Here is a 13,399-nt window from a genome sequence, read left to right on the forward strand (position 1 = left end):
TTAATCCTCCAGAAGGGCTTCGTCTCCGTACTGTTCACGGAGTCGTTCGAACGATTCCATCTGCTCGCGGAGTCGCCGTGGCATGTCCGCGTACACGTGGTTGAAGATCTCCTCGGGTTCTGGACGCTCAACTGCCTCTGCTTCGTCAATGGCGTCGGCGACCTGTTGTTTGATATCTTCCTGGATGGCGTCCGCGCGTTCGTCGTCCAGTAGACCGTTGTTCCGCAGGAACTTCTCCATCCGCGGAATTGGATCCTTTTTCTTCCATTTCTGGACTTCCTCATCGTCACGGTAGACCGTCGGGTCGTCGGCGGTCGTATGCGCGCCGAACCGGTACTGGACGGCCTCGATGAGTGTTGGACGCAGTTCGTCCTCGCCCGGATTCTTTGCCTTGTCTACCGCATCCTTGGTGACTGAATACACCGCCAGCGGGTCCATTCCGTCTACTTGCACGCCTTCGAACCCGTAGGCGGTTGCTTTCTGTGCGATGGTTTTCGAGGCGGTCTGGCGCTCTCGTGGTACCGAAATCGCCCACTGGTTGTTGTTACAGAAGAAAACTGCCGGAGCGTCGAAAACCCCTGCAAAATTCAGTCCTTCGTGGAAGTCCCCCTCGCTGGTGGCGCCATCGCCGAAATAACAGAGGAACGCTTTCTCTTCGTCGTTCAGGCGGGATGCCCATGCCGCACCCGTCGCGTGAAGGATCTGCGTTGCGATCGGCACTGCGACAGTGAAAAGGTTGGAATCCTCGGCGATTTCGTTCCCCGCTTCGTGGCCCATCCAGTAGAGCATGGTCTGTGTAAGCGAGAGACCACGAACCAGCGCCGCACCGTGCTCACGGTAACTCGGGAACATCCAGTCGTCGCCGTCCAGTGCGTAGACGCTGCCGATTTGGGCACCTTCCTGCCCCGAAAGTGGCGGGTAGGTTCCCATCCGGCCTTGGCGCTGGAGACTGACTGCGCGTTCGTCGAAGTGACGGGCGAGGCTCATCTGGTGGTACATGTCCACCAGTTCCTCGTCGGAGAGGTCCGGCACTTCCGCACCGTCCAACACCGTTCCGTCTTCATCCAGTATCTGTACTCGTTCCTGGGGGTCTTGGTGTACGATGCTCACGGTCGAACCCATCCTGACATGTGCGAAAGAACTCTGGCGCGGGTTATAGGGTTTTCGTAATTAATTTCCCATAGGAACTCCTCCGTCTGCCATTTCTACCGGAATGTCGTTTATAACTCGGATAAATTTCTCTATTTAAAATTCCTCGACGGTTGTAAGTCGAATGATGGACAGCTCATCGACTTCCTCCTCCTCTCATCCGGGTGCGCTCGTGTTCGTTGTACGATGGGACGTGGTCCCCTCGTTCATCATGTCTCGCGGTTCGTGTGGCGTCTCCACCTCACCGCTTGTCGCTCACTCAGACCGACGCGCGGCGCGCTTCCCGCCGTGCCTGCTCGACACTTTTCCCGTCCCGGAGGATGGCATCGACGAACAGTTCGCCTGCCTTGTACGACGAGCGAACCATCGGTCCGCTGGCACAGTACAGGAAGGCCAATTCGTCCTCGGCGACATGTCGCCACGTCTCGAACTTCGCGGGGTGAACGTACTCTTCGACATCGAGATGCGCTCGTGACGGTTGGAGATACTGCCCGAGCGTCACGATATCGACGTCCGTCTCACGAAGGTCGGAAAGCGCCTGATACACCTCGTGGTCGTATTCGCCGAGGCCCAACATCAGACTCGTTTTCGTGTAGATGTCGGACTCGCGTTTGACTTGTTCGAGCACGCCAAGACTCTGTTCGTATCCCGCACGTGGATCACGAACGTGCCGCTGTAGTCGTTCGACCGTTTCGACGTTATGCGCGATAACGTCCGGTTCCGCGTCAATAATCTTCCGAACTAACTCGTCTTCGCCCTGGAAGTCCGGAATCAGCACCTCCACGAGGATACCCGGGTGTCGTTTTTTGATTTCTCGAATCGTTTGTGCGAAGTGTTCTGCACCCTGCCCTTCGAGGTCGTCTCGGTCAACCGAGGTGAGAACCACATAATCGAGACCGATCTTCGCGATGGCGCTCGCTACGTTCGCCGGTTCGTCGGGGTCGAGCGGCTCGCCGCCGCCCGTATCAACGTCACAGAACCCACAATTTCGGGTGCATTTGTGACCCATCAGCATGAACGTGGCAGTCCCCCCGCCGTCCGATCCTCCGCCGCTCCAACATTCGCCGAGGTTTGGACAGTTCGCTTCCTCGCAGACGGTGTGTAAGTCGTGCTCGCGGAGCGTCTGCTTGATTCCCGTAAACTCCTGACCCGACGGAGGCCGCATCTTCAGCCAGTCGGGTTTGCGCCGCCCACTCATTATCCGCGATTTCGGGCCCGGGCGACAAAAGGATAGGGTATTCGTGAAGATGGGTCGCGCTTTTCGTTCACAATCCGTGTATAGTTCGGCGTTGCCGACTGGAAATCCGGAAATACTCTCGTCTGACGGTGTACAACTGCCAAATAACAATGCTCTCTCTGCGCCTATACACGTGTTATGGCAACGAAAGAGAGCATGGAGACGAGCAGAGCTATGGAGACTAATGGGTTGGACTGGTTCAGCATGCTCCTCGTCGTCGTTGGCGCGCTCAACTGGGGTATTATTGGCGTGACTGGGTTGACTGGCACGCGAGTAAACGTCGTCCAACAAGCGATGGGGCTGTTATTCCTTCCTGATATCGCCCTCGTCGTCGCAAATCTCATCTACGTCCTCGTTGGATTAGCCGGGTTGTACTTCATCTACACCAGCTACAAAATCCGTCGTGCGAGTCGCCGGTCGCGCCAACAGGTCGCACAACAAACTGAATAGACGATTTTCGTCGGCGTCTTCGTTACGCTGTTCCTGTAAATCGATTTCAGGATACTATTTTCCCCGCTTCTAGGATATCTATAAATAGTATCCGTATTTTATACTGCTTATAACAGTAAAACCATGGTGGATGTCTCTCGGGAGGAAATAACGAACGGATCTCTTACACGCGCTCTCCTCCTTCTCGCCGCTCCGCTTGTCATGCAAAACCTCGTTCAAGTTGCTCAACAAGTAGTCGACACGTTCTGGCTCGGGCGACTCGGTGAGGATACGGTTGCGGCGGTCGGACTGAACTTCCCGTTACTCGCACTCTTGTTTTCCGCCGTCATGATTACCAACGTCGGAACGCAAGTTCTCGTCTCCCAGCGTGTCGGTGCGAATGATGAATCCGGTGCACGACGTGCAGTCTTTCACGGCGTTACACTCGCGCTCGTCCTTGGAACGATGCTTGCTGCGTTCGTGTTCGTTTTTGGGGTCGGGATCATCTCCCTGTTCGGCGCCGAGGCGTCGGTCGCGTCGATGGGGGTTGTTTATCTCACCACGTATTCGCTCGGATTCCCGCTTATAGGGATGTGTGATGCCATCGAGATGGGTTTCATCGGATGGGGTGATTCACGTGCGGCTCTCTACATCAATATCATTGCAGTCGTTGTCAATATGATTCTTGACCCGTTTCTCATCTTCGGCTACGGAATCCCGGACTTTTCCGGATTTCAAGTCGCTGGCGCCGCTCTTGCAACCATCCTCGGCTATGCCATGTCGTTGCTGTTCGCCCTCGGGATGACGCTTCGGGGGCGAAACGGATTCTCGATTACGAGAAAGTCAATGACGTTTCGGAGAACCGACTACCGTGAAATTCTCGATATCGGTCTTCCGATTTGCGGTCAGCGTGCGGCCGGCCAATCAGTCCGCCTCTTCATCATCGCGGTCGTGGTTTCTGCCGGTGGTTCTGCCGCACTTGCGGCGTACACAGTCGGTGCGCGCATCGCCAGCGTCGCATTCATTCCAGCAGGTGGTCTTTCACAGGCCGCACAGAGCATCATCGGTCAAAATATCGGGGCTGACAAACCGATGCGTGCCAGACGGACCACGTGGACCGGTGCGGCTATCGCCGCTATCGGTCTGACGTTCGTGGGCGTCGTCCAGTGGGCGGCCCCCGGAGCACTGGTCAGAATATTCGTGCCCGACATGACTCCGAATGGTTTCAAACTAACTGTCGAATACCTCAAAATATTGGCCTACGGCTACTGGGCCATCGGAGCGATGTACCTGTTCAATGCTGGTTTCAACGGTGCACGCCGGACCAAAGTAACTATGCTTGCTGATCTGCTGAAATATTGGTCGGTTCGACTGCCGATCGCTGCGATCGGCGTGTTGTGGTTCGGGTACACCGTTCGTGCCGCTTTCTGGGCAGTCACGATTTCGAACATCGTCGGTGCGATCGGCGCGGGCACGTACTACTACTATTCGACTAGCAACGGAATGATCGAACGTGCAATAGAAACCGCGTCGAACCCGGCGGACTAACGCTGTCGCTCAGGGGTTCGAAAGGGGAAAGAATGGGGAGCGCGGAGCGTTTGACCGCGTCCGGAGAGTGAACGCCGGAGTACTTAAAGACGCGGTGGGCAGACTGAAAGTGAAATCGCAAGCAAGCTCGGGGAAAAATGGTGTGTCTGACGGAAGGCAGACATCGATGTCCGACGGTCGTCGTATATAAATCATTCGGCAGTTCGAATCCGAACGTTTTGCTTACGGATGTATCGGCGGACACGCTGTTCTAAGCTTCCATCACCGGGCCACGAAACAGCGTCTTCGACACCTAGTTGACCCGGCTCTCCGACGTACACCGCCACCTCTCCGACTTCCGATGGAACCGTGACCCGTACGTACAATCCACGTTCGACGCCTTCGTACGAATCGAGCATGGTCGTGTCTGGCGTTTCGAGCAGCCGACCTTTCGTTTCACCACCTGGTGCCACTGTCGGATACGTTCCATCGACACGATGCATTCCCGACAATATTGCATCATCGACGAACTCGAACGTTTCGACGACCGATTCGACATGGTCTGTGTCGGTGAGTGTCCCGTAGACGAACACTAACATACGCTGTTTTCCATATTGTTCCCCACACTCATCATGGGTTGGGAACGGCGGTCGATCGCCTGCCGAACCCGCTCCAACTGCTCGTCACCTTTCCCCCGCATTGCTCTTCGCTTCCGTCGACGATCGCAAGCGACCTCATTTTTCAGTACGAAAACGTACGACAGCTGTGGGGGGGGAAGCGTTTCTTCCTGTGCTTCGTTGGTTGCCCGTTCCGGTACACCCAAATCCCGCCGTGGGGTATCGCGTTGCGTGACCGTTCGCACGCGAACCATCGCCGTTTGGCAGCGAGTAGTTCACCTCTCGTGGCCGGTGATGGCCGAGCAGGTGCTTCGGACGTTGATGCGGACGACGGACATCATCGTCACTGCCCTGTTTTCTCCGGCCGCAGTCGCGGCAATCGGTCTCGCCGACCTCTATGCCAGACTCCCCCTCCGAATCGGTCTCGGTCTTGGTGGTGGCGCTATCGCGCTCTCGAGTCAGGACACCGGCGTCGGTGCAACCGCGAACCGCGACGAAGCCGTTACGCAAGCGATTCTCGTCAGCGCGGTTGCTGGCATCCCCTTCGTCCTCTTCGGTCTGCTGTTCGCCGAGCCAGCGATCGCACTCCTCGGCGCACCTCCAAACGTTGCACGAATGGGCGGCACGTATCTCCTTATCATCTTTCTCACTGCACCCGCTCGACACGTCGCGCTCGTCGCCGCACGCTCCTTACAGGGAACTGGCGATACGAAAACACCGATGTATGTCAACGTGGTTTCCAATCTGCTCAACATCGGTGGTACCGTCGCACTTGGACTCGGCATCGGTCCGTTTCCGGAGTGGCGCATCGTCGGCGTCGGCGTCGCTACCGCAGTTGGCAACCTGTTCACTGCGACAGCACTCCTATTGGCGATCCACGGCGGGTGGACGCAGTCGTCGTTTGCCCGACCCCACAATCGAACCATCACCAAACAACTACTCGTCGTCAGTGCTCCACGAATCGGCGAAGGCATCGCCGCGACGATTGCCGAGTTCCCGTTCAACGCGATTTTGCTCGCCTTCGGAACCGAAGTCAACGCGGCGTATCAAATCGGTCGGCGGGTGTATCAGCAGGTGACGGGTCCACTCTCCCGTGGATACAGCGTTGCTTCCAGTGTCATCGTCGGTCAGGCTCTCGGTAACGGTGATCCCGACCGAGCACGCTTCGAGGGGTGGGCAACCGTCGCCCTCGGACTTCTAACGGTCGGCGGAATCGGCGGTCTCCTCTTTCTCACCGCCGTGCCGCTGGTCCGGCTTTTCACCTCCGACCCGCCGACGCTCGAATACGCCGCGGACTTCGCCCGTGTGTACGGATTAGCTGCGCCGTTCCTCGTTTCGTTCGTCGTCCTCGCCGGGTCACTGCAGGGTGGGAGCGATACGAAAACACCATTCATCGCCCGCACGTCTGGAATGTTCCTGTTCATGGTCGGATTCTCGTGGCTGGTCGGCGTCCGGCTTGGATACGGTGTGACGGGTGTTTATGCAGGTATTATCCTGTATTACGTCTGGTCAACAGCGATCGTCGGAGCGGGATTCTACTGGGGAGAATGGGCGTCGCGCGCTACTGCGATGATGAAGGAGCGAGGGAGCGCCGAGGAGGCTTGAGCAGCGTACGTAGCGGCAGAAAACGGGGGAAGAAGAAAACGATACGCGTGGTGAGGCCTATTTTGAACCAATGCCAGATACCCGGTTCACCACGGATACGATCGACGGCCCACACGCCGGACAACATATCGCGACCACAGGTTCGGACGTGGACGAGGCCGATACGGCGATAGTACTCGTCCACGGGCGCGGCGCGACTGCCGAGAGTATCCTCGAACTATCCCACGAGTTTTCACACGACGAAATCGCTTACGTTGCGCCACAGGCATCGCAAAACACGTGGTACCCCCAATCGTTTCTCGCCCCGATGGAGTCGAACCAGCCGTATCTGTCGTCCGCGTTGGCGTTGCTCGACACGATCGTTTCCGACCTCGATACCGCTGGAATCCCGCCGGACCGGATCTTTCTCCTCGGGTTCTCACAAGGTGCGTGCTTGACGACGGAGTTCGTCGCACGAAACGCGAAGCGGTACGGCGGCGTCGCCGGGTTGAGCGGCGGTCTTATCGGTCCGGAAGGAACGCCCCGCGAATACGAGGGGTCGCTCGACGATACCCCGATTTATCTTGGCTGTAGCGACCGCGATCCGCACATTCCGGTCGAACGCGTCCACGAGACGAGGGACGTGCTCCGTGACCTCGACGCGGATGTGACCGAGCAAATTTTCGAGGGGATGGGCCACGGCGTCGTGCCCGAGGAAATCGCCAGCGTTGCAGAAATGGTGGACGAACTGATGGCAACCTAACGTCGAGCGTTCAGAACCGTTCACCGCGTTTCGAACTGTTTACCCCCCGCAACGACGGCCGAAACGGAGGGGGAGCGTCGCCTCGGCTTATACTGCTGCTGGAAGATGTACCGGTATGACCCATTCCCGTCGCCTTCCAACGCGGGTCACCTCGCTCGAGGAATTTCGTACGACGCTGAAGTTGCTACTCGGCATCCACTACGACTCTTCGGATGCGCTCGACCGGTCGTGGACGTTCCGCTATTCTGATGAAGAGCGACGTGACCTGATGGTCGAAGTGACGCATCTCCGTTCTCGCGGTTCGAATGCCCCTTCCCTGCGTTCCACATCGGCTTCGTCCGACCGACATCCGGAATTCGAGTTCGAGCCGATGCTCCGAGAGTTACTGATACGGGCACAGGAGGGGGGGATAGCGTTCGACCGTTCGTGGCGGTTCCAGTTCGCCGACACCGACCCCTGGGATTTGATGGTCGAAATAACGTATCTCGAAAAGCGGACCGCGAGAGCGTAGAAAAGTCGCCGGATACCAGACTATCGATCGTCGAGCGACACGAACTCGGCGTCCTCGTCACCGACGTACTTCGCACGGGGACGAATCAGTCGGTTATCGTCGTACTGCTCCAGCACGTGAGCGATCCAGCCACCGACGCGCGAGACGGCGAAAATGGGGGTGTAGATGTCGATCGGAATTCCCATCTGATAATACGTCGAGGCGGAGTAGAAGTCCACGTTCGGTGCCAGACCTTTCTCTTCTTTGATATAGTTCTCGATGGCGACGGACATCTCGTACCACTTCGTATCGCCTGCGGCCTCGCCGAGTTCTTCGCTTTGCTCGCCGAGAATCTTCGCACGCGGGTCTTTCACGTTGTAGACACGGTGGCCGAACCCAGCGACGCGTCGTCCCTCATCGAGCGCGTTCTGAACCCACTCGACCGGGTCTTGGTCTGCCTCGTCTACTTCCTTCAGCATCCGCATGACGTTGGCGTTCGCGCCGCCGTGGAGGGACCCCGACAGCGTGCCGATTGCGCTCGTCACTGCGCTGTGAAGGTCGGCGAGCGTGCTCGCCGTTACCATCGCGGAGAAGGTCGAGGCGTTCAGGCCGTGGTCGGCGTGCAGAACGAGTGCTTGGTCGAACACGTCCGCAAGCACGTCGTCAGGTTCCTCGCCGTTGAGCATGTAGAGGAAGTTCTCAGCGTGACCGAGGTCGGTTCGTGGTTCGACCGGTTCGTCCCCGTTTCGGATGCGTGTGAACGCCGCGAGAATCGTCGGCATCTTCGCGGTGATGCGTCGGCCTTTTCGGAGGTTCGCCTCGTGGTCTGCCGGGTCCGAGTCGGAATCGTCAGGGTCGTAGGTCGCGAGCATCGAAACAGCAGTTCGGAGCGCTGCCATCGGATTCGAGTCCGACTCGGCGAGTTCCCGAACGGTTTCCATGACGCCGCCATCGACCGCGCGCTCGTTCGCCATCGATTCGCTGAACGATTCGAGTTCGTCACGATTCGGCAGTTCACCGTGCCAGAGGAGATAGAGCACTTCCTCGTAACTCGCATCGCGCGCGAGGTCTTCTATCGTGTATCCACGATAAACGAGTTTTCCTGCGTCTCCATCGATGTGGCTGAGTGCTGATTCGGCGACTACGACGCCCTCTAAGCCTTTTTTGACCTCGTCTGCCATATCCCGACAATTCACGGGGTACCCGCAAAAGGATTATCTTTCGTGGTCGTTCTGCCGGGACTTGTTTTCGGCGCGATTCTATCGAACGGTAGGTGGGTCGTAGTGGTCGTTTACGCCGTTTTTCCTCTTCTACGAACGTTTTTACGGGAGAACGACCAATCCCGAACTATGGAACCCGCGAGCGGCGAGGTGGAGTACGAACCGCGGAGCGTAAAGGAGGTCTTGGCGGAGATGAAAGATACAGCCGAACTGCTCATCGACCTCTCGTTTTCCGCAGTCTTCCACGGGAGCGACGACATCGCGTCGGAGGTGCTTGCGCTCGAAGGGAAGATGGACGTGCTGGAACTGCAAGCCAGAATGAGCTTGCTCATGGCCGCGAGAAGTCCTGAGGACGCGGAAGAACTCGCGCCGGTTCTCGGCGTCGTCGGTGCTGCGGAGAAAATCAGCGATGCCGCAGGCGACATCGCCAAAGTCGTCTTGGAAGATATCGGCCTTCCTCAGACCATGCGCGCGGCACTCCCGGAGGCGATCGAAACGCTCGTCCGCGCGTCGGTGACCGAAACATCGTCACTTGCGGGGCAGACGCTCGGTACGCTCAATCTCGAAACTGAAACGGGGGTTCGCGTCATCGCCATCCATCGTGGCGGAGATTGGATTCTGAACCCCGACAAGGACACCGACCTCCGCGTGGACGATAGACTCCTTCTGCGCGGCCCGGACGAAGGTATCGCATCGGTGTACGAACAAGCGACGGGTGAGGAGTACGAACCGCCGGAACCGCCGGAGGCCGATGACACCGACCTCGAACGGGCGGTCGATTCCATCGTGCTGATGAAGAACATGAGCGAACTTGCGGTCGATCTCGCATACGGAAGCGTCCTCTTCGACAGCGAAGAAGTGGCGGAGGAAGTCGTCGAACTCGAAGCCGAAGTAGATGCGCTTCAATCGCGATTCGAGGCGTGGGTGTTACAAGCCGCGAGCCACGCTGACGACCCTGTCTCGCTCCGCGGCCTCGTCCACCTCGCGAACAGTACGGAAGTCATCAGCGACGCAGCGGTCGAAATCAGCGAAGGAATGCTCCACGGACTCGGAACACATCCCGTCGTCGAGTATGCGGTGCAGGAAAGCGACGAGGTCATCGTTCGGGTGACCATCGAACGTGGGAGTGGCTTCGACGGCACGACACTCGGCGAGAAACGGGTCGAAACGGAAACCGGGATGCGAATTATCGCGGTTCGCAGGCCACCGGACGACTGGGTCATCTCACCGGGTCCGAAAACCGACATCCACGCCGGTGATGTCCTGCTCGCCAAAGGAACGCGGTCGGGTGCAGAACGACTCGAAGAACTGGTCGGTATGGACAGGTCGGTGTGACCGGTCACGAAGCGATCAGTCGAGATCGCGTGCGAGTCGCCGCGCCGAGAGAAGCGTCAGCAGTGTCGTGAAAAGCGCGCCGAGCGTGATCGCTAGCACGAATCCGAGCGCGAGAAACGCGACCGGCGTTCCGGCCTGTCCGGGGACCTCGCCGATGAAGACGACGCGATAAAAGTACACGAGCACGGTAAAGACGATGCTCAGTGCGAACCCAACCATCGCGTTTCGGCGAACGTTCAACGCTTCGATGAGGTTCGCTGTCGCCGGGCGCTCTGGTATCTGTTCTTGCACCTTCTGGGGTTGGTATCCATCAATAAAAGATTCGTCGGTCAGCGTTCGAGAATCGCGTCGGCTTCGATTTCGACCAGCATTTCCGGGGTGACCAATCGGCTCACTTCGACCATGCTCGTCGCCGGTCGAATCGCTTCGAAGAACGCGGCGTGGGCATCCCCGACTGCTTCCCAATCCTCGATATCCGTCACGTAGATTCGCGTTCGAACCACGTCTTCGAGGCTTGCATCTGCTGATTCGAGCGCCGTTTCGATATTTTTGAGCGCTTTTTCCGTCTGCCCGTAGGGATCGTTCTTTCCGACGATGTTCCCGTCTTCGTCCGTGGCTGTGGTTCCGGACACTCGAACTTCGTTCCCAACACGGACGGCGCGTGAGTAGCCAACGCGGTCTTCCCATTCTGTTCCGCTGGAGATGGTTTTGCGGGTCACAGTGGAAAAACGTCGAGATGAGGCAAAAACCCATCTCAGGCGTACGAATCGAGTTCCCGTCCGAAGACGACGAGATAGGCCGTGTCAGCGATGCCGACTACGGTGACCAATCCGAATGCAAATGCCGATCCGTTTTCGGTTGCCACGGGTACCTCATTCGCCCGACTGCTAATCGTTTCACCGGACATGGCAACGGTAATACCGAACTGCTAAGGGCGTTCAGCAACGGTGTACCTGTAATGACAACGCTCGGAACGGCGAGCGCGGCCCCCGGAGAAATAGACACGGGCCGACTCGCGGTGGGAGAGACCCGCGATGGGAGCCAGTTCGGTCTCCCCGTCGCCGTGATAAACGGTGCAAACGAGGGAAAAACGCTATACATACAGGCCGTCAGCGACGGTGACGAACTCAACGGACTCGGCGTCATCAAACGGGTCGTCCCACAGCTCGCGCCGGAAGACATCTCCGGCACGATTCTCGTCGTTGGTCTCGTTAACTATCACGCCTTCCAAGTGGCGGAGCATCGCAACCCTATCGACGATACGAAAATGAATCGCGCGTACCCCGGCAACGAGTCGGGTACGTCGAGCGAGCGAACTGCGGCGGCAACCTTCGAGGCCGCATCACGGGCCGACCTCATTCTCGACCTTCATCAGGGTTCGACCAGCCGGATGATAAACGAGGTCCGCGTCCGCTGTGGCAAACGTCATCGCCTTCACGACGAGTGTTTGGAACTCGCCAAGGTGTTCGGATGCGGCCACATTTTGGACCAGAAGGGGCCGGACGGACAGCTCGCCCGTGCTGCACCGGACGAGGGTATCCCTACCATCGACCCCGAACTCGGCGGCTGTGTCGGCTGGGACGAGGAGAGTATCCAGTACGGCGTCGATGGCGTGTTCAATGTGCTTCACCATTACGGGTTTCTAGACGGCGACGTGGAACTCGAACCACAAACCAGAGCGTCGGGATTCGACCGCTACGGCGCACCGAACGGCGGTATCGTGACATTCAAAAAGGACCTCGGCGAAACGGTGTCGCCGGGTGAAACGTTGTTCGAGGTCACGGACGTGTTCGGTACGCTGAAAGCTGAAGTGACCGCCGACCGTTCCGGCGTCTTCTGGCGTTCGCGGCGACTCCCTCAGGTCGCCACCGGGGAGTACGTCTGTTCGGTCGGAATCGATATCGACGAATATTGACCAAACTGATGAAAACCGATCTTCTCTGCTCCGCATGCGGAAATGAGTATGCCGCTGGCCCGAACGAGCCGTGGCGCTGTGACTGCGGCCATCCACTCGATTTTGCGCGCCAACCGCTTCCCAGTGCGGACGACCCACCGGAATTCGCTGAATTCGACACGCGTGATGGGTTGTGGGCGTTTTCGGAGTTTCTTCCGGTCCGCCGAGTCGTCTCGCTCGGCGAGGGATTTACGCCGCTCACGGATGCCGACGAGTGGAATGCGCAGTTCAAACTCGATTGCGTTTTCCCGTCGGGAAGTTTCAAAGACCGCGGTGCAACTGCTACCCTCTCCCGTGCCGCCGAACTCGGCGTCGAAACGGTTCTCGAAGACTCCTCCGGAAATGCGGGGGCGGCAATCGCTCAGTACTCTGCACGGGCCGGTATCGACGCCGAAATCTACGTTCCGGCGGACGTGAAGGAATCGAAACTGAAAGCCATCGAGCGTGCTGGTGCGACCCCGGTTCGTGTCGAAGGGAGCAGGCAGGACGTAACCGATACCTGTGTCGCCGCAGTCGAAGCGGGTGACGGCTGGTACGCCAGTCACGCATGGAATCCCGCCTTCTTCGCCGGAACGATGACGTTCGCGTTGGAACTGGCCGCCCAGCGCGACTGGTCGGTGCCGGACGCCATCGTGTCGCCGCTCGGCCACGGAACGCTCTTTCTCGGCATGTATCGCGGATTCCAAGCCTTACTCGATGCGGGGTGGACGGACGAGATGCCTCGCCTCCTCGGCGTGCAGGCAGAAGGCGCCGCCCCGATTGCTGACGAACGACACGGGGACGGCGACGGACGAAACGACGTGGCTGACGGCATTCAAATCACGCATCCGGCGCGTAAGAACCAGATTGATGATGCCATCGAAGCGACCGACGGCGACGCGATTGCACTCGACGCGGCGGCGACGCAGGATGCCCTCGACGAACTTCATCGAACTGGCTTCTACGTCGAACCGACGAGTGCGGTGGCAGTGGCGGGGCTGTCGGCGTATCGAGAGCGGGGGACGATTGCGGAGGACGCGGATGTCGTCGTCCCGCTCACCGGACACGGCTTGAAGTCATCGTAGTCGTTTCTACGGTGACTGTTGCTGTCCCCC

The 13,399-nt window shown here is 58.6% G+C and carries 15 protein-coding genes; 8 read left to right on the forward strand and 7 right to left on the reverse strand.

From position 1 onward, the window contains the following. Positions 1-1,122, reverse strand: coding sequence for a pyruvate dehydrogenase (acetyl-transferring) E1 component subunit alpha (pdhA, locus tag OOF89_RS06555; RefSeq protein ID WP_407661594.1), 1,122 nt, complete (start codon positions 1,120-1,122; stop codon positions 1-3). Between the two features lie 286 nt (positions 1,123-1,408). Further along, positions 1,409-2,347, reverse strand: a complete 939-nt coding sequence (gene lipA / locus OOF89_RS06560) for a lipoyl synthase (protein ID WP_266079448.1) — start codon at positions 2,345-2,347, stop codon at positions 1,409-1,411. A gap of 177 nt (positions 2,348-2,524) precedes the next feature. On the opposite strand from lipA, the gene OOF89_RS06565 reads away from it, so the two are divergent. Together OOF89_RS06565 and OOF89_RS06570 are read left to right on the forward strand one after the other, a co-directional pair. After that, positions 2,525-2,836, forward strand: a complete 312-nt coding sequence (locus tag OOF89_RS06565) for a DUF378 domain-containing protein (RefSeq protein ID WP_266079450.1) — start codon at positions 2,525-2,527, stop codon at positions 2,834-2,836. Between the two features lie 123 nt (positions 2,837-2,959). Then, positions 2,960-4,363 carry an MATE family efflux transporter gene (locus tag OOF89_RS06570; protein WP_266079452.1) on the forward strand — a complete coding sequence of 468 codons (1,404 nt, stop codon included), beginning with the start codon at positions 2,960-2,962 and terminating at the stop codon, positions 4,361-4,363. Positions 4,364-4,554: 191 nt separating this feature from the next. On the opposite strand, the gene OOF89_RS06575 is transcribed toward OOF89_RS06570, so the two are convergent. Beyond that, the gene (locus tag OOF89_RS06575) at positions 4,555-4,941 is read right to left on the reverse strand and encodes a gamma-glutamylcyclotransferase family protein (protein WP_266079454.1); all 387 of its coding nucleotides are present in this window, start codon (positions 4,939-4,941) and stop codon (positions 4,555-4,557) included. A 312-nt stretch (positions 4,942-5,253) separates the two neighbouring features. On the opposite strand from OOF89_RS06575, the gene OOF89_RS06580 reads away from it, so the two are divergent. The 3 genes from OOF89_RS06580 (at position 5,254) to OOF89_RS06590 (ending at position 7,817) form a co-directional block, all read left to right on the forward strand. Then, positions 5,254-6,564 carry an MATE family efflux transporter gene (locus tag OOF89_RS06580; RefSeq protein WP_266079890.1) on the forward strand — a complete coding sequence of 437 codons (1,311 nt, stop codon included), beginning with the start codon at positions 5,254-5,256 and terminating at the stop codon, positions 6,562-6,564. A 70-nt stretch (positions 6,565-6,634) separates the two neighbouring features. Then, the gene (locus OOF89_RS06585) at positions 6,635-7,306 is read left to right on the forward strand and encodes an alpha/beta hydrolase (protein WP_266079456.1); all 672 of its coding nucleotides are present in this window, start codon (positions 6,635-6,637) and stop codon (positions 7,304-7,306) included. A gap of 115 nt (positions 7,307-7,421) precedes the next feature. After that, positions 7,422-7,817 (forward strand): hypothetical protein, encoded by a 396-nt coding sequence (locus OOF89_RS06590; RefSeq protein WP_266079458.1) that lies wholly within the window; start codon positions 7,422-7,424, stop codon positions 7,815-7,817. 20 nt (positions 7,818-7,837) lie between these two features. Here OOF89_RS06590 and citZ read toward each other — a convergent pair whose 3' ends face one another. Next, positions 7,838-8,977 (reverse strand): citrate synthase, encoded by a 1,140-nt coding sequence (gene citZ, locus OOF89_RS06595; protein ID WP_266079460.1) that lies wholly within the window; start codon positions 8,975-8,977, stop codon positions 7,838-7,840. 168 nt (positions 8,978-9,145) lie between these two features. Between citZ and OOF89_RS06600 the strand changes: the two genes are divergently transcribed. Beyond that, a complete protein-coding gene (locus tag OOF89_RS06600) occupies positions 9,146-10,351 on the forward strand; it encodes a potassium channel family protein (RefSeq protein ID WP_266079462.1) in 1,206 nt (401 codons plus the stop codon). A gap of 15 nt (positions 10,352-10,366) precedes the next feature. On the opposite strand, the gene OOF89_RS06605 is transcribed toward OOF89_RS06600, so the two are convergent. Genes OOF89_RS06605 through OOF89_RS06615 form a run of 3 tightly spaced genes read right to left on the reverse strand, consistent with a single transcriptional unit; the run spans position 10,367 to position 11,258 of the window. Further along, positions 10,367-10,642 (reverse strand): DUF7536 family protein, encoded by a 276-nt coding sequence (locus OOF89_RS06605; RefSeq protein WP_266079464.1) that lies wholly within the window; start codon positions 10,640-10,642, stop codon positions 10,367-10,369. Positions 10,643-10,680: 38 nt separating this feature from the next. Then, entirely contained in the window at positions 10,681-11,070 is a 390-nt protein-coding gene (locus OOF89_RS06610; protein WP_266079466.1) for a RidA family protein, read from the reverse strand. Positions 11,071-11,105: 35 nt separating this feature from the next. Then, the gene (locus OOF89_RS06615) at positions 11,106-11,258 is read right to left on the reverse strand and encodes a hypothetical protein (RefSeq protein WP_266079468.1); all 153 of its coding nucleotides are present in this window, start codon (positions 11,256-11,258) and stop codon (positions 11,106-11,108) included. Between the two features lie 51 nt (positions 11,259-11,309). Between OOF89_RS06615 and OOF89_RS06620 the strand changes: the two genes are divergently transcribed. Then, positions 11,310-12,266 carry a succinylglutamate desuccinylase/aspartoacylase family protein gene (locus tag OOF89_RS06620; protein ID WP_266079469.1) on the forward strand — a complete coding sequence of 319 codons (957 nt, stop codon included), beginning with the start codon at positions 11,310-11,312 and terminating at the stop codon, positions 12,264-12,266. Between the two features lie 8 nt (positions 12,267-12,274). Then, positions 12,275-13,369, forward strand: a complete 1,095-nt coding sequence (locus OOF89_RS06625) for a threonine synthase (protein WP_266079471.1) — start codon at positions 12,275-12,277, stop codon at positions 13,367-13,369. Positions 13,370-13,399: the final 30 nt, after the last annotated feature.

It is taken from the genome of Haladaptatus caseinilyticus, assembly GCF_026248685.1.
Classification (GTDB): domain Archaea; phylum Halobacteriota; class Halobacteria; order Halobacteriales; family Haladaptataceae; genus Haladaptatus; species Haladaptatus caseinilyticus.